General features: G+C 46.2%; 17 protein-coding genes. 3 read left to right on the top strand and 14 right to left on the bottom strand.

Features of this window, described 5'->3' with window-relative positions:
* Position 1: 1 nt before the first annotated feature.
* Entirely contained in the window at positions 2 to 304 is a 303-nt protein-coding gene (locus tag AC0MXB_RS08435; protein WP_474039213.1) for a hypothetical protein, read from the top strand.
* A 62-nt stretch (positions 305 to 366) separates the two neighbouring features.
* On the opposite strand, the gene AC0MXB_RS08440 is transcribed toward AC0MXB_RS08435, so the two are convergent.
* Together AC0MXB_RS08440 and yabG are read right to left on the bottom strand one after the other, a co-directional pair.
* Positions 367 to 1,113 (bottom strand): CAP domain-containing protein, encoded by a 747-nt coding sequence (locus AC0MXB_RS08440; RefSeq protein WP_474039214.1) that lies wholly within the window; start codon positions 1,111 to 1,113, stop codon positions 367 to 369.
* A gap of 90 nt (positions 1,114 to 1,203) precedes the next feature.
* Positions 1,204 to 2,076, bottom strand: a complete 873-nt coding sequence (gene yabG, locus AC0MXB_RS08445) for a sporulation peptidase YabG (protein WP_474039215.1) — start codon at positions 2,074 to 2,076, stop codon at positions 1,204 to 1,206.
* Between the two features lie 136 nt (positions 2,077 to 2,212).
* On the opposite strand from yabG, the gene AC0MXB_RS08450 reads away from it, so the two are divergent.
* A complete protein-coding gene (locus AC0MXB_RS08450; RefSeq protein ID WP_474039216.1) occupies positions 2,213 to 2,995 on the top strand; it encodes a glycosyltransferase family 2 protein in 783 nt (260 codons plus the stop codon).
* Positions 2,996 to 3,008: 13 nt separating this feature from the next.
* Here the strand turns inward: AC0MXB_RS08450 and rsmA are convergent, their stop codons facing one another.
* The 5 genes from rsmA to metG all read right to left on the bottom strand — a co-directional run bounded on the left by rsmA (position 3,009) and on the right by metG (position 8,414).
* Positions 3,009 to 3,869 (bottom strand): 16S rRNA (adenine(1518)-N(6)/adenine(1519)-N(6))-dimethyltransferase RsmA, encoded by an 861-nt coding sequence (gene rsmA, locus AC0MXB_RS08455; RefSeq protein ID WP_474039217.1) that lies wholly within the window; start codon positions 3,867 to 3,869, stop codon positions 3,009 to 3,011.
* Positions 3,866 to 4,408 (bottom strand): ribonuclease M5, encoded by a 543-nt coding sequence (rnmV, locus tag AC0MXB_RS08460; RefSeq protein WP_474039218.1) that lies wholly within the window; start codon positions 4,406 to 4,408, stop codon positions 3,866 to 3,868. Before rnmV ends, rsmA begins: the two co-directional genes overlap by 4 nt.
* A 66-nt stretch (positions 4,409 to 4,474) precedes the next feature.
* On the bottom strand, positions 4,475 to 5,464 hold the full coding sequence (locus AC0MXB_RS08465) for a 3D domain-containing protein (protein ID WP_474039219.1): 990 nt from the start codon (positions 5,462 to 5,464) through the stop codon (positions 4,475 to 4,477).
* Between the two features lie 261 nt (positions 5,465 to 5,725).
* Complete coding sequence (locus AC0MXB_RS08470; protein WP_474039220.1) at positions 5,726 to 6,493, bottom strand: TatD family hydrolase; 768 nt, start codon at positions 6,491 to 6,493, stop codon at positions 5,726 to 5,728.
* A gap of 1 nt (position 6,494) precedes the next feature.
* Positions 6,495 to 8,414 (bottom strand): methionine--tRNA ligase, encoded by a 1,920-nt coding sequence (metG, locus tag AC0MXB_RS08475; protein ID WP_474039221.1) that lies wholly within the window; start codon positions 8,412 to 8,414, stop codon positions 6,495 to 6,497.
* A gap of 272 nt (positions 8,415 to 8,686) precedes the next feature.
* Between metG and AC0MXB_RS08480 the strand changes: the two genes are divergently transcribed.
* Complete coding sequence (locus tag AC0MXB_RS08480) at positions 8,687 to 8,935, top strand: AbrB/MazE/SpoVT family DNA-binding domain-containing protein (RefSeq protein WP_474039222.1); 249 nt, start codon at positions 8,687 to 8,689, stop codon at positions 8,933 to 8,935.
* Between the two features lie 129 nt (positions 8,936 to 9,064).
* Here the strand turns inward: AC0MXB_RS08480 and rsmI are convergent, their stop codons facing one another.
* The 7 genes from rsmI to AC0MXB_RS08515 all read right to left on the bottom strand — a co-directional run bounded on the left by rsmI (position 9,065) and on the right by AC0MXB_RS08515 (position 15,264).
* Entirely contained in the window at positions 9,065 to 9,907 is an 843-nt protein-coding gene (rsmI, locus tag AC0MXB_RS08485; protein ID WP_474039223.1) for a 16S rRNA (cytidine(1402)-2'-O)-methyltransferase, read from the bottom strand.
* Complete coding sequence (locus AC0MXB_RS08490) at positions 9,904 to 10,656, bottom strand: tRNA1(Val) (adenine(37)-N6)-methyltransferase (RefSeq protein ID WP_474039224.1); 753 nt, start codon at positions 10,654 to 10,656, stop codon at positions 9,904 to 9,906. The genes rsmI and AC0MXB_RS08490 overlap by 4 nt, the downstream gene beginning before the upstream one ends.
* Entirely contained in the window at positions 10,653 to 11,474 is an 822-nt protein-coding gene (locus tag AC0MXB_RS08495; protein WP_474039225.1) for a PSP1 domain-containing protein, read from the bottom strand. Before AC0MXB_RS08495 ends, AC0MXB_RS08490 begins: the two co-directional genes overlap by 4 nt.
* 12 nt (positions 11,475 to 11,486) lie before the next feature.
* Positions 11,487 to 12,497, bottom strand: a complete 1,011-nt coding sequence (holB, locus tag AC0MXB_RS08500; RefSeq protein WP_474039226.1) for a DNA polymerase III subunit delta' — start codon at positions 12,495 to 12,497, stop codon at positions 11,487 to 11,489.
* Between the two features lie 12 nt (positions 12,498 to 12,509).
* Positions 12,510 to 12,956, bottom strand: coding sequence for a YaaR family protein (locus tag AC0MXB_RS08505; protein ID WP_474039227.1), 447 nt, complete (start codon positions 12,954 to 12,956; stop codon positions 12,510 to 12,512).
* 137 nt (positions 12,957 to 13,093) lie between these two features.
* A complete protein-coding gene (locus AC0MXB_RS08510) occupies positions 13,094 to 13,780 on the bottom strand; it encodes a dTMP kinase (protein WP_474039228.1) in 687 nt (228 codons plus the stop codon).
* The gene (locus tag AC0MXB_RS08515) at positions 13,777 to 15,264 is read right to left on the bottom strand and encodes an aminotransferase class I/II-fold pyridoxal phosphate-dependent enzyme (RefSeq protein WP_474039229.1); all 1,488 of its coding nucleotides are present in this window, start codon (positions 15,262 to 15,264) and stop codon (positions 13,777 to 13,779) included. Before AC0MXB_RS08515 ends, AC0MXB_RS08510 begins: the two co-directional genes overlap by 4 nt.
* Positions 15,265 to 15,268 lie beyond the last annotated feature (4 nt).

Here is a 15,268-nt window from a genome sequence, read left to right on the forward strand (position 1 = left end):
CATGAATGAGGAAAAAATGTATTACCAGTCCAAAATGGAAGAATGGGACGACATGAAAGACTGCTGTCACATGAAAAAGGAGCCTAAATTCATTTCCTGCGCTCCGAAGAAAAAATGTGTAAAAACCTTTGACTGTACCTTTAAACTCTACCGTATGTGCTATTACCGCCTGTATAAAGTCTGCCATGCCTGCGGCCATGAATATGATTTTTATCAGCACCGCGGGACGTGTCCGCGCTGCCAGAAAAAATTCTTTCATATGCACACAGCGGATCTATCCTATAACGAATATGATATGGACTAAGTAAAATAAAAAGGCCGTCTCGCAAAAACAAACCGTTTTTGCTGAGACAGCCTTTTTGATTATTACTTACCAATAAATTCCTGTACTACATAAACATCACCTTTACCATCATAAGCTACGCCAATACCAATGTTCGTATAGTTTGGATTTAAAATATTTGCTCGATGGCCGGAACTGTTCATAAACGCCGTTTCTGCTGCAGCAATCGTCTGATTGATCGCTAAATTTTCCCCAGCGGCCTTATAGGTAATTCCAGCTGCTTTCATTCGGTCAAAGGGCGACTGTCCTTCGGGATTCACGTGAGCAAAGAAATTTCTAGCAATCATGTCTTTGGCATAATTTTCACCCAAAACAGTTAAACGGGAGTCAACAGCTAGCGGCGCCAATCCGTTCGCTTTGCGGTCAGCGTTCATTAGTGATACTGCCTGTGCTTCCGCCGCCTGTACCGAACCCGTTGAGGCTGTGCTCGTCGTGGTGTTGCTGCTTGGTTTTGTCGTTGTTGTTGTACTTGTCGTTGCCGCCGTATCTTCCGCGGCACTCGTCGCTTGAGTGGAACCTTTGCCAGCGCTTGGCTGATGATCACTATGCCCGGCAGTCAGAGCCAAAAGACCGAGTAGCGCTAGAGCGCCCGCCCCACCAAACTTATTGCCTGATGGCTTGTCAGTCGCTTCTTTGCCGACTGCCGCTGCTGTATCAGCGGCAAAAGCAATACCGCCCCAGCCGAGCGGCAGTGAAGTAACTGTCAATGAAACTGCGAGAACCAACGCGCCTGCCTTTTTCGTTACCGATTCTGTCAGAAATTTTTTCATATCATCTACCCTTCTAGCGAGATAAAGATCTCACAAAGCTAGTAATTCGCGCTAGAAGGGAAAAACCCTGTTAACATAACGTTGGTAATATTAGTAAGGCGTTTTCGGCAGCCCCAAGCGAAATTTCCCCCTTGTTTCAATACCGCCGACACCCTCAACGCCAGTCACAGAGGAAGTAATCGTATCACTTAAATTAATGGCCTGATTAATGGAAGTAAAAGCGACTTTTTCAGCAATAAACACGGGGTCATAGGCGTGAATAAAAATGCGCGTCGGAGAACTGGCAAAATTAGCGCCAGCAGCAATAATCGCTTCAAAGTAAGACTGGCAGGCCCCAGCAAATATCACCAGTTCATCACGAGACGGACATAGACTGCGCACATTGAGAACCGACTGCACAAAATGCTTGGAGTTACGATAATTCTCTATATTGCGGCAATCCTTTTTCCCATTGCCGCTTAAAGCGTCATGACCTGTAATAACCAAAATATCAGGCCGATATTTCTTCACTACAGCGACAATCTGTTCGGGTTGATTGGCCTCACTAATCCATTCGCCATCAGCTTCTAGGTTTAATTGACGATATGTTTTCAAGCACATTTTTAAATATTCCTCGTCACCATCAATATGCAAAACCCTACCGGGAATATCAAAATAACTATATTTTTTCCGATCACCGCGCCAGAGATTTGGCATCCGATCAGCGGATCTTCGCTCCATGACGCGACTTAAACAATCACTGCGCTTTTCTTCCAGTCTTTTAATTTCCACCCGTAAATGCTCGGCGTCGACTCTCTCTACATCATCAAGCGGCGCATCGGCTAATAACCGCATATGAAGTCCTTTTAACACACAGCTAGGTTCATATTGGTCCTGCTCACAGATATCCATAACCTTAAATACAATATCGCCGCCATGGGATTTACGAATCACTAAATCGCCCACTGCAATCGCCACAGGCATCCTCCTCCCCTGCATTATAGTATGCGACAGAATTTTGCTTAGCTACAAATCTCCCGGCCGACACTGTGACCAACAGTACGCTCTTTCAATATACTGTAATAATCCTGCCAGGGTAAAAGCCTTTGAGGTGATGTCCTTGATCACAGTTGTCATTCCTGCTAAAAACGAAGCAGGCCGCATTGCTACGGTCATCCAGAATGTATCACTGCTTCCTGTCGATCATATTATTGTAGTCATCAACGGCGCCACAGATAAAACGCTCCGAGACGTACTGGAACTCCCGGCAAAAAAAGTCCAGCTCCTCTATTTCCATGAAGAACTGGGCATTGACGTTCCTCGCGCAGTCGGCGCCAAGCTGGCCTGTTCGCTGGGCAGCGACACGGTCCTCTTTGTCGATGGCGATATGGTGGGAACCTTTAATGAAAACTTATTAGAACTTATCGAAGGAATTACTATAAAACACTTAGATATGGCCCTGACCAACTGCTATCCGTCGCCGCCCCGCCATATTGAACGCTACAATCCAACCTTCCAGTGGCGCTATAATTTAGCCAAAGAACTCGGCTTCGAAAAAAAGCTGGGGCTGGCAACACCAGCCCACGGTCCTCATGCTCTATCTCGCCGGTTCTTAGAAACAGTCCCCTTGGCGGAACTGGCTATTCCGCCTGTCAGTCTGGCCTTAGGACGTCTGGCAAAACTGAAAATTGATATTGCCGCAACAATTCCCCACTATCGCCTTGGCTCTTGTGTCAAAAATTGCATCCATAGTCAGTTGATTATTGACACCATTGTCGGCGACTGCCTGGAAGCTATTGCCGCCTTCCACGGCAAAGAAAGAAACCGTTTATGGCAAAATAAAACCTACCTGGGTTATCACCCAGGCAGGCGCTTTGATGTATTAAAGAAATTTTTAGACTAAGCGGCCCTCGGGGCTAACCCAAGTTTTGCATAGCCGTATAGGCGTTCGCGAGATCGCCAAATTCCTGAAGCGATAAAGTTTCGCCGCGCCGACTGCCGTCAATAGCAGCGCGATGCAGCATTTCTTTCACTTCGTCAGCAGAAAAACTGCCACTCTTTAAACTATTTCCCAGTGTTTTCCGGCGCTGAGCAAAAGCGGCCTTTACAACACGGAAGAACAGTTTTTCGTCGGCAACAGCGACTGGCGGCGCCGTTCGAACGCGACAGCGAATCACCGAAGAAGTAACAGCAGGCGCCGGAATAAAGGATTTCGGCGAAACATCAAAAACAATCTCTGGCTCTGTATAGTACTGAACGGCCACAGACAAAGCGCCATAGTCTTTGCCGCCAGGCTTTGCCACCATCCGTAGAGCCACCTCGCGCTGAATCATCGTCACTACGAGCGAGATTGGCAGTCGTTCTTCTAACAGCTTCATAATAATTGGTGTCGTTATATAGTAAGGCAGATTTGCCACAACTTTGTAAGGTGCTGTCGCCATTTCCCGGGGAATGTCAATTTTTAAAATATCGCCGGGAACAATTTTTACATTGTCATAGGCATCGAGCGTTTTTGCCAACACAGGCAACAGTTTTTTGTCGAGTTCGACAGCAACCACTTGCGCCTCTGTTTCGGCAAGGCCTTGTGTTAAAGTTCCAATGCCAGGACCGACTTCTAAAACATGGTCGGTTGCCTCTATTTCAGCGGCAGCTACAATCGACTGAACAACAGATGGATCTATTAGGAAATTCTGTCCTAGCTTTTTACTCATAGACAAATGAAACGTTTTTAAAATATGCAGCGTTACGTCGCGTTGGGCAATACAGGGAGATTTCATTGTTCATCCTCCATTTGTCGCAGTGCCGCCTCATAGTCCTCGCGAGTCACGCCGTAATGATTCAAGCGCTGCAAAAAAGTTTTTCCATTGGCAAAGCCAATTCCTAAAATTTCACCTAACTGGCGGCGGCGCTCCGAAGCGGCGGCGCACCCTGTCAGACCATCACGATTTAAATCTTCTAAAGAAAACTCCGCTTTCGGCTCAAACAAAGTATAGCGAACCTTCTGCAAGGCTGCCTGAATGGACGCAGCAGAAGCCTGTTCGACGCCAATATCATTATGAGCGATTGCTTCTCGTCGGGGAATATAAGCATGCTGAGCTAAAGGAAAGCGCTTCATGAGATAACGGCGAATCCGTTCACCGGGGCTGTCAGGGTCTGTTAAAATAATAATTCCTCGTTTCTCATAAGCTTGTCTGATTTGTTCAATCGTATGTTTTAAGAGCGAGTAGCCGCCTGTAGCAATACAGTCAGCATCAACAGCCTTCTTTACAGCCACAATATCTTGTTTTCCTTCCACGACAATGACTTCTTTCAGCATGCCTTATTCTCCTTTATTCACAGAAAAAGCGCAGGGTTGCCCCTGCGTACCGCTTTTTCTGCAAGACTATTCGCCTAATACATAGACTTTTACAGTACGCCGGCCAAAGCCTTCCGCGCTACCGTAATCTTCCATGCATAAATCAATGCGGTCGCCCATAATTGCACCGCCTGTATCAGCGGCTAAAGCCAGACCGTAGCCTGGTATGTAAAGTCGAGTACCTAAGGGAATTACCGAGGGATCGACAGCTACGATGCCACGTCTGGCAGCAATGCCACTGGCTGTAATGCCAGAACCACCGCCATCATAAGGCGTGTAGGCTGTCGCTTCCATATAAGCGATGCGGCGAAATCTTAAATCGCCGCGCGAAGTCGGTACAGTATCACGCATACCGACCCGAATTACCTGAGGTTGGGGAGGTACAAGGATTTTCTCTGATACAACTTCGCTTTTTGTCATAACACCATCAGTAAAATGTTGTCTGACAGTCATTTCTTTTATTCCTTGACTTCCGTCACTTTCAACTTTCTCGATGCCTTTTTCCAAGGTAGCATCGCCTTGACGCACGACAGGAATTGGAGCAGCTACCTGTTCGGTAACCACTTTCTCTGACAACACCGTGACAGTAATCGTCATGCCAGCTGTTGGCAAAGAATCGGGCTGAGGGGAAATTTGAACCTGTTCCAAGGGAATCCCTAGGGAACTGACCACTTCCCGAACAGTAGGCTTACCGGAAACAACCTGGGTGGTTTCGCCGCGATAAATTACTTGTAATGGTATGGCGCGGTATACATGAATGTTTGTGCCGCTAACCAGTTTTTCCGTAGACAGTCGAACCTCATCACTTGGTTCGACCACTACCTTGGCTTGGCGCAATACATCCTGTACATTCGAATGGTAAGTAGTAACGGCTAGTTGTTTATTATCGACTGTAATAGTTACATTTTTATAGGACCATACAAACCCAGTTGCCAGTAGTGATGTGATGATCAGCATGAGAAAAACCGCTAATCTTTTCCGCCCCATTGCAGAAAAAATGGGCTTTGCATCACTCATTTAATACCCCCTTTCGTATTTGAGTTCAAATTTTAGCATAGGAATCAGGACTTTGTCAAGTTAGCCTGTCCTAATTTCTCTAGACATAGTTCTTTGGAGCCTGTCACAAAATGTCCTTATTTCAACTGTTACAGACCGAGTAAAGAGCTTGGCTATACTTTACTATATGCTAAAGGTACGGAAAATATGTGAAAAAGCAAAACGACAAAAAGAGGCGCAAAGAAAACGCGCCTCTAAACAGATTACTCATTCGATTGATTTTTAAGCAATGCCAAATAAATTTTGCAAATTATTCGTAGTTACGGCCATCACTTCTGACCGATCTATGGCGCGTATCGCTGCAATTTCATCAACAACGTAATTTACATAAGATGGCTCATTGCGTTGCCCGCGATAGGGATGTGGCGTAAGGTAGGGACAATCAGTTTCTACAACCAGCGCTTCAAGGGGTACTGCCGCTACAATCTCTTTCAGCTTACGACCGTTTTTAAAAGTAAGAGCACCGCCGATGCCTAGGTAGTAACCTTTTTTAATCAGTTCCTTCGCCATTTCGAGGCTACCGCTGTAACAGTGAATAATCCCAGTCAATCCCTGGCCTTCTGCCTTTAACGCCGCCATCATATCACCATGGGCGTCACGAGTGTGAACGATAATGGGAAGCTTTGCTTCTTTGGCCAAAAGCAGTTGGCGCCGAAAAACCTGCTGCTGAATTTCTCGCGGCGAATTATCGTAGTAGTAGTCAAGTCCAATTTCGCCAATCGCAAGGACCTTGTCTTGTTTTGCCCACTCCAAAAGAGTGTCATAATCACTTTCCATAACACTTTTTGCTTCATGGGGATGAACCCCGATTGCCGCGTAAATCATAGGATACTTTTCAGCAAGTTCTAACGACTTTTGTGATGACGCCATATCGGCGCCAATATTAATCATGCCAGTAATGCCAGCAGCAAGAGCCCGCTCAATCACTAAGCTCTGATCTTCGGCAAAACGGTCGTCATCTAAATGGGTGTGCGAATCATAGAGCGCCACTTTATTTCACCTTGCTGCCAGCAGGCATGCCTGGTACTGATACAACTTTAAGTTGATCATCGCAGGAAGCAGCTAACACCATGCCGCGTGATTCGATACCGCGGATTTTAGCCGGCTTTAGATTAATAATCATGACGACATGCTGACCAATAAGTTCCTCTGGCGCATAATGTTTTGCAATCCCTGACACAATGGTACGCACTTCGCCGCCAAGATCCACTTCCAGCTTCAATAATTTATCGGCCTTTTGAACTTTCTCCGCTGCCAGGACTTTAACAACACGTAAATCCATTTTGGCAAATTCATCGATTGACACTTCCGGTAACGATTCCACCGTTTTTTGCGGTGCTGCCTCTGAAGCAACCGGAGCCACTGGCGCTTCTTCTTCTTTTTCTTCAATACGCGGGAAAATCGGTTCTGGCTTAGAAACAGTTACACCACTGGCTAAACCGCCAAAAGCAGCATCGCGAAGACGCACATCAGCTAAGTTATCACCCAAGCCAAGCTGTGACCAGATTTTCCCTGACGTTACTGGCATAAAGGGAGAAATAAGAATAGCTACAATCCGTAGCGTTTCTGCTAGATTGTACAGCACTGTGGCCAGACGACTTTTCGCCTCGCTTTGCTTCGCTAAAGCCCAAGGCGCTGTTTCATCAATATATTTATTGGTGCGGCTAATGAGCATCCAAACATCCTTTAGCGTGACCGTAATATCAAATTTATCCATAGATGCTTCATATTTTTTTACGGTGGCGGCGCATAAGGCTTCTAAGTCCTCATCAATAGCGGCTTTTTCGCCAGCAGGCTCAATGACGCCTTGTTGAAAGCGGCCAATCATGCTTAAAGTACGATGAAGCAGATTGCCAAGATCGTTGGCAAGATCGGCGTTAATTCGATTGATCAAAGCCTGTCGTGAAAAATTGCCGTCGGTACCGAGCGTAATTTCGCGCAACAGAAAATAACGAATGGCATCAGGACCAAACTCGTCAATTAATGCTAGAGGATCAATCACATTGCCCTTCGATTTTGACATTTTATCGCCTTCGACAATGAGCCAGCCATGGCCATAGACTTGTTTTGGCAATGGTTCGCCAAGCGCCATAAGAATAATTGGCCAAATGATCGAATGGAAACGAACAATTTCTTTACCGACAAGATGCAAATCAGCTGGCCAATATTTTTCATATTTTTCTTTGTTGTCAAGATAGCCTGCTGCCGTAATATAATTGACAAGTGCGTCAAACCAAACATAAACTACATGCTTTGAATCAAAAGGTACAGGAATACCCCAATCAAAGGTGGTCCGCGTTACGCAGAGATCTTCAAGTCCCCCTTTAATGAAATTAATCATTTCATTGCGGCGCGATACTGGTTGAATAAAATCAGGATTTGCTTCAATATATTCAAGCAGTCTGTCCTGATATTTGCTCATGCGGAAAAAATAACTTTCTTCCTTTACTACTTCTACTGGACGACCACAATCAGGGCATTTGCCGTCGACAAGCTGCCGTTCCAGCCAAAAGGTTTCGCAAGGTGTACAATACCAGCCTTCGTAAGCTGATTTATAAATATCGCCTTGATCGTAAATTTTTTGGAAAATATGCTGTACCACTTTATGATGGCGTTCTTGCGTAGTGCGGATAAAATCATCGTTAGAAATATTCAGTTTCTGCCATAGATTCTGAAAACCTGCTACAATTTTATCAACATACGCTTGGGGCGTTACATTACTTTCTGTAGCTTTCCGTTCAATTTTCTGGCCGTGCTCATCAGAACCTGTCAAAAAAAAGACATCGTGGTCTGTTAGGCGCTTATAGCGAGCAATCGCATCAGCCACGCTGGTGCAGTAGGCATGGCCGATATGCAATTTATCGCTCGGATAATAAATTGGCGTTGTGATATAAAAAGGTTTCTTGCTCATTGTATCCTCCTTTAGTAAAAACAGCTTGCTAAATTCGCTATTGCTTTTTATTATAAGCCTTCCAAGCCCTTCCATGCAATTTTTGTTCACAACTTCTTGATTTTTGGTGAAATCCCATAAAAACTGAGCTGCTTGCTCTAATAAAAAGTTCGTTTTGTCGAAAAAAAGACTGAATTTTCCCTTGTTTTTTTAGGTTGACAAGCCTTGTAATTTTTGGTATTATTTAGTCAGACATATTTTGTCGAATAATGTTGTGTGGGAGGAAGTTAAAAATGAAATCTACCGGTATTGTACGTAAAGTCGACGAATTAGGCAGAGTCGTTATTCCTATCGAACTACGTCGTACTCTCGATATTGAAGAAAAAGACGCCTTGGAGATCTATGTGGACAGTGATCGCATTATTCTGCGCAAGTATGAACCTGCTTGTGTATTTTGCGGCAACGCTGACGAAGTAACGAACTTCAAAGGCAAAAACGTCTGTAAAACCTGTTTGCAGTCCATGAGCCAGTCTGCTACGTAAATAAAAACAGCTACTGCTCGATGCAAGCAACTACAAAAGAGGGAGTCGTAAACCAGGTTGTTATAGCCTGGTTTACGACTCCCTCTTATTCTGTCCGTTCTGCTTATTCACTTTTTTTATTGCGATTCGCTAATCCTTGCAAGCTAGTACAGCCTGATATACTTCGCGTTTCGTAAGATCATACTTAGCCGCAACTTGACGCATGGCCTCTTTCGGCGCGAGGCCTTCAGCCGCAAGCGACGCCACTGCCGCAGCAAGTCCAGCTTCATCCGGCACAACTAACTCTGTTACAATTTCTTGTTTACAGCCGCTCACCACCAGCGAAAATTCTCCTCGCGGCGGCTGCTGCGTAAAATGCTCAATCAACTCACTCAGCGTACCGCGCACAAACTCCTCAAACTTTTTCGTAAGTTCACGGCCTGCTACTGCCGGTCTATCACCCAAAACCTCGCGCAGCACAGCCAAAGTAGTCAGCAAATGATGGGGCGATTCATAGAAAAGCAGCGAATAGGGATGCGCTTGGAGCGAATTCAAAAGTTCGATCTGCTTTTTTTTCGTTTTCGGCAAAAAACCTAAAAAGGTAAAGGCCCGAGTATCCAGACCTGAGGCAATTAACGCGCATAATGCAGCATTAGCGCCAGGCAGCGGTACTACAGCGATACCAGCAGCGATAGCCAGTCGGACAAGATCACTGCCAGGATCACTAATACCAGGCATACCCGCATCACTGACCAGAGCAATGGACTGACCTTGTTGCAACTTTTCAATCAGCCAAGGGCCTGCCGTCTCTTTATTATGTTCATCATAACGAACAAGCTCTTTATGAATCTCAAAATGAGCCAAAAGCTTACGGGTATGGCGTGTATCTTCAGCAGCAATCAAATCAGCCTCTTTCAAACATTCCACCGCCCGAAAAGTCATATCGCTCAAATTGCCAATGGGCGTTGGGCATAAGTAGAGTACATTGCTCACAGTCTGTCCTCCTTCGCAGCGTAGTAAGACCGCACTTCCTTAGTATAAGTACCGTCTGCCTCATGGACAATCAACGGCGGCAAAACCGTGAGGCCGCTCTTCCCGCCGCGCACCCCTTCGACTAGCATCATATTAGCTGGTTTATGAACAAGTGGATGAACAAGGCGCAACCGTTTTGGTTCAAGCCCCGCCTGATGCATCAGTACGAGAATTTCCGTCATCCGTTCCGGCAAGTGGACCATGACAAAGCGCCCGCGAAACTTGGTCCAAAAGGCAGCGGCCTTGAGGACATCAGACAAAGAAGCGTTCACCTCATGACGCGCTGTCGCCACGCCAGCCTTAGCATTTTTTTGACCTGTCCCTAACAAGCGATAAGGTGGATTTGCAATGACTAAGTCTAGCGATCCCGGCGGCAGATCGGCGGCAAACTCGCCCGGACAGCTATAGTCGCCAGAAAGGATCTTAATAGTTTCATCTAAATCGTTCAAGGCCACACTACGCCGAGCCAAATCAGCCATACGCTCATTACATTCAATGCCCGTAATTTCGCCAGCGCCTCTAGCAGCCAAAAGTAAGGCAATCACGCCAGTTCCCGTACCTAAATCAAGCGCTTTTGCTTGGGGCCGCAAAAAAGCAAAATGAGCCACAAGAACAGCATCGAGCGAAAAGGCAAATTCCTCTTCATGCTGCAAAATGCGATAGCCGCCATAAAATAATTCATCAATGCGTTCGCCAGGAAAAAGCTTCATATAATTGGCTGGTCACCCTTTTCTACGACTTCGTCCCAGGGAATATCCAGCGATTTTCCATCATTTAATTGAATATGGGCCGTTTTTTTCGTTGTATTCAGCGAAACTACCTTACCTTCGCCCTGAAGTGTCAAAACTTCAAGGCCCACCTTCGGCGCCATAACCTTTTTGGCATGGCCGCAATAGCAGTGGCTTTCATATTTTAAGCAGCACATAAGACGGCCGCAAATTCCCGAAATTTTGGTTGGATTGAGCGATAAGTTCTGATCTTTGGCCATACGAATCGACACAGGCTCAAAATCGCCTAAAAATGTGGAGCAGCACAACGGTCTCCCGCAGCAACCAATCCCCCCCATCATTTTTGCTTCATCACGCACGCCGATTTGCCGCAGCTCAATCCGAGTACGGAAGACACTGGCAAGATCCTTAACGAGTTCACGAAAATCAATGCGGCCTTCGGCCGTAAAATAAAAGATAATTTTATTTACATCAAAAGTATACTCTACATCAACTAAGTTCATGGGAAGCTCATGGGCGGCAATTTTCTGCTCGCAAATCGTAAAAGCGCTTTTTTCCTTCTGACGATTTACCGTAACCTTTTGCTCATCCTCGGCTGTGGCCAAGCGCAAAACAGGTTTTAATGGCTGAATAATATCTTTTTCCGCCACATCGCGCGGTGCGATAACAACATCGCCAAATTCTAGACCTCGCGCCGTCTCTACAATTACGTGATCATTCGCCGAAATGGCGAGTTCTCCCGGATCAAAATAATATATTTTTCCCGCTTTTTTAAAGCGAATCCCGACTACTGTGGGCATATAAGTTCCTCCCTAAATACTGCTATTACCGCTTCGCCAAAGACGGTGAAGCGAAAGCGCTAAAGATTCAAAAACAATGCGGGGGTTTCCATTTTTCTGCAGGGCCATCTCCGCTTCCTGCAACGAAAAAACCATTCGCTCCCAAACGAAAACAGACTGCTGGCGGTCAAGTAGCGGCAAAGCGTTGTCCTCGGTGCTAACAGCGAGTTTTGCATAAGCCCCTGAGTCGCATAACTCGCGTAATATGCCATCACGCAGTAACAGCTTACAAAAATAAAAAAAGTCACTGCGCGTCAAAGGTGTAAGGGCCTCAGCTAGGGCTTCGCCATGGGCGAGCAGCTTACTCTGCGGCAAAGTAAAGAGTTGCTTCAACCAGTCTGCTGCAACCCGACGCAGCTCGCGTCCGTCTTGTGACAAAAGCTCACGAGCTCTTCTTACACTGCCTTGACTTAGCCTTGCGGCCAACTGCGCTTCCGAGCGCGACCACCCTTCTTGGCAAAGGGCAGCTTCCAGTAAACTCTTCGAAATCACTGAAAAATGAAAGCGTTGACACCGGGAAAAAATAGTTTCTAAGAGTAGCGATAAATCTTGCGCTACAAGAATAAACGTAATGCTTCCCGGCGGCTCTTCTAATATTTTCAGCAGGCTATTCTGCGCCTGCTGCGTCATTTTTTCTGCCTCATCAATCAGAAAAACCCGTCTCTGGCCCAAACGCGGCGAAAGTGCGGCTTCCTGCTGTAATTGGCGTATCTGATCAATTTTTATAGATGATCCGGCAGGAATTACTTGGATAAAATCGGGATGGTTTTCTGCGGCGAAAGCGCGGCAGGACAGACAGTGTCCGCACGGTTCGTCTTGGTCAGACTCACACAACAATGTTTTAGCTAAAACAGCAGCAATCCGAGCTTTGCCGATTCCTACTGGTCCGTCAAATAACAGTGCATGAGCCACAGTCTGCTGTCGCAACACTTTTCTAAGCACAGCAATTTCCCGTTCATGGCCAATAATCGAATTCCAGTCCATAAGCTCAGTCCCTTACATATACAAATCGACAAGCATGCCGCGAATTGCATCATGCTTGGCCATGATATCTAACTGCCGTTCCTGGCCCACTCGCACATCTTCCGCCATGTCAGATAGTGTATTATCAATCTTCTTAATAATTGTAAACATTTTCTGGCGACCTTGGCGATCCCAACCGCGATCGGAACTGACAGCATACATGCGCCCTACGGCTTCGCCGATAAACTGGCGCACAAGTTCACGGTAGCTTTTCAATTCACCATAAGTCGGAGCCTGACTCAGGTTAGTCCCCTGCTCCTGGATCTGCTCCATTAACTTATTCAGCTTTTCCTGATACTGTGTTTCCTGTGAATTGAGCAGCTCTGAGGCAAAATGCCCTGGAGATTTTTCCACTTTTCCTTGATTATCGCGATCACTTATTAGAGGAACTTGGCTTTTGCCTAAATTATTAATCTTCACAGGGTTTCCTCCTGTCTTTCAATCCCTCGATTTTCTCAAAAGGCTGTCACTATATAGTATCGATAGAAACAAGAAGCTTATAAGTAGAATTTATCAATTTATTTTATCATACCAGTCTGGCTTGGTATAGCAAAAGATTATTTCAAACCTTGTCTTTTCAAATAAGGTTTTACCAAATCATAAAGTTCTGCATGAATCGAATCAATCGATTTTACCTGATCCCCCTCAACACAAGAAACCTTTTTCCATCCGTACTTTTGTGCTAAAGTCTGTGAATGCTCATAGCAATGAGTCAGATACGTCTGATCCTGCTCATGAATATCCTTGCTTTCGCCTGACTTGAGCGAGCGTCCTGCCATAAGCTGCGCGGAAAAAGTCGGCGGCATATCTAAAAAGAGCACGCAGTCTGGCACAGGCAAAGCGAGTTTATGAAACTCTAAATCCCACAGCCAATCAAGATAGACGTCCTTTTCTATGGCGTCATCAATTTTAGCTGCTTGATGGATCATATTTGAGGTAACGTAGCGATCGGCTAAAATAAGACCGCCAGACTCATAAAAAGCGCCCCAATTCATTTTCCAGGAAGCAAACCGATCCACGGCATAAAAAGCGGAAGCAGCATAGGGGCTTACATCATCGGCTTTTTTGCCAAAATCTCCTTTTAAGTACATCTTTATTAAAGCCGATGACGGACTGTCATAATCGGGAAACTCCACTTTCCTTATTGTTTCCCCTTCGGCCTGCAATCGCTCAAATAGCAGTTTCGCCTGAGTAGCCTTTCCACTAGCATCAGTGCCGTCAATAATAATTAAAGTTCCTTTCATTCCCCTTGCTTCCTCTCTGCTCTAATCACTTTAATCGTCTGCAGCGAATGATCCTCTGGCCCGGCTACATTGAGCCCGGCCTGCTGCATGCGGCGACAGTAGTCAATAAATTCAGCCGTAATTTCCTCACCCGGACTGACAAGTGGGATTCCCGGCGGATAAAAGGAAAGAACTTCCGCGCTGATCCGTCCAACTGCCCCGCTAAAGGGAATCACTTCTGTTGCTGCAAAAAGCGCCTCTCTTGGCGATAAAATCAGTCGTGGCAGCCACTGTGGACAAACCGCTTTAGCCAAGATCTCGCTGCGCTGTTGTTTTCTGGCGTCAAAAGCCATTGCCGCCAAGGCATCAATCAGTTTTTGAATCGTGGCTTTCCGATCACCAAAGGTAAGCAAAAAAAGTACGTTGCGCTCATCATAAAGTTCTACTTGAATCTTTTTACGCCGCAGAAAGGCTTCCGCTTCTGCGCCAGTCATCCCTAGGCCCGAAACCGTCACTGTTACTTTCGTACGATCCAGTTCATAGATCCCCGGCAAACCGATCTTTTCGGCGCCAAAGGAGTACAGCCCCGGTATCTGATTCACTTGTGAACGAAAAAAATCAGCTAAAGCCAAGGCTTTCGTCATAAGTTTTCTGCCTGAGCAAGCCATCTGCAACCGCGCCGCCTCCAAGGAAGCCAGTAAAACATAGTTAGGGCTAGTAGAGTGCAAAACCTTAAGCATGGAATTCAAGCGGGATGAATCAATCCGCTCGCCCTGTCGATGCAACATGGAACATTGCGTCATAGCGCCTAAAATCTTATGAGTGCTTTGCGCTACAAGATCAGCGCCAGCCGCTAGTGCAGCAAGAGGCAGGTCCTGATGAAACTGTAAATGCGGACCATGAGCTTCATCAATGAGTAGCGCCATATTATAACGATGAACCAGATTGGCGATAGCTGCTAAATCAGCAGCAGCGCCATAATAGGTAGGGCTTGTTAGTAAAACGCCTTTTGCATCAGGATGGGCCATTAAAACAGCTTCTAACGCCTCAGGACTCACGGCCATGGCTAAGCCGAGCTCGACGTCAACTTCAGGTTGCACATAGACCGGCCTAGCACCGCTTAAGGCAAGACCACTCAGGCAGGACCGATGGGAGTTCCGCTGCAAAATCAGTTTATCACCAGGTCCAACAGTTGCCAGAATCATTGCTTGAATGGCTTCGGTAGTTCCATTTACTAAAAAAAAGCTCTGATCCGCTCCGTAAAGCTCCGCTGCTAACGTTTCAGCCGCCAATAAACAACTTTTCGGTTCAGCCAGATCATCCCATTCACTCATGAGCGACAGGTCATAACGCAGCAACTTTTTGCCCATCAAATTTGTAAAGGCTTTGTCCATGCCGCGCCCCTGCTTATGGCCTGGCGTATGAAAGGGCATAACATCTTCCTCTATATAGCGCCGCATCGTGGAAAGGAGCGGCGTTTCTCCCTGTCGGTCAAACTTCTTCATAACC

This window comes from Pelorhabdus sp. sgz311001 (assembly GCF_055901755.1).

Coding starts and splice junctions, on each gene's coding strand:
- AC0MXB_RS08515 (WP_474039229.1), bottom strand. CDS start 15,264: ATGAAGAAGTTTGACCGACAGGGAGAAACGCCGCTCCTTTCCACGATG.
- yabG (WP_474039215.1), bottom strand. CDS start 2,076: ATGCCTGTGGCGATTGCAGTGGGCGATTTAGTGATTCGTAAATCCCAT.
- AC0MXB_RS08495 (WP_474039225.1), bottom strand. CDS start 11,474: ATGCCCACAGTAGTCGGGATTCGCTTTAAAAAAGCGGGAAAAATATAT.
- AC0MXB_RS08440 (WP_474039214.1), bottom strand. CDS start 1,113: ATGAAAAAATTTCTGACAGAATCGGTAACGAAAAAGGCAGGCGCGTTG.
- AC0MXB_RS08465 (WP_474039219.1), bottom strand. CDS start 5,464: ATGAGTGATGCAAAGCCCATTTTTTCTGCAATGGGGCGGAAAAGATTA.
- rnmV (WP_474039218.1), bottom strand. CDS start 4,408: ATGCTGAAAGAAGTCATTGTCGTGGAAGGAAAACAAGATATTGTGGCT.
- metG (WP_474039221.1), bottom strand. CDS start 8,414: ATGAGCAAGAAACCTTTTTATATCACAACGCCAATTTATTATCCGAGC.
- AC0MXB_RS08490 (WP_474039224.1), bottom strand. CDS start 10,656: ATGAAGCTTTTTCCTGGCGAACGCATTGATGAATTATTTTATGGCGGC.
- AC0MXB_RS08435 (WP_474039213.1), top strand. CDS start 2: ATGAATGAGGAAAAAATGTATTACCAGTCCAAAATGGAAGAATGGGAC.
- rsmA (WP_474039217.1), bottom strand. CDS start 3,869: ATGAAATCTCCCTGTATTGCCCAACGCGACGTAACGCTGCATATTTTA.
- AC0MXB_RS08480 (WP_474039222.1), top strand. CDS start 8,687: ATGAAATCTACCGGTATTGTACGTAAAGTCGACGAATTAGGCAGAGTC.
- holB (WP_474039226.1), bottom strand. CDS start 12,497: ATGGACTGGAATTCGATTATTGGCCATGAACGGGAAATTGCTGTGCTT.
- AC0MXB_RS08510 (WP_474039228.1), bottom strand. CDS start 13,780: ATGAAAGGAACTTTAATTATTATTGACGGCACTGATGCTAGTGGAAAG.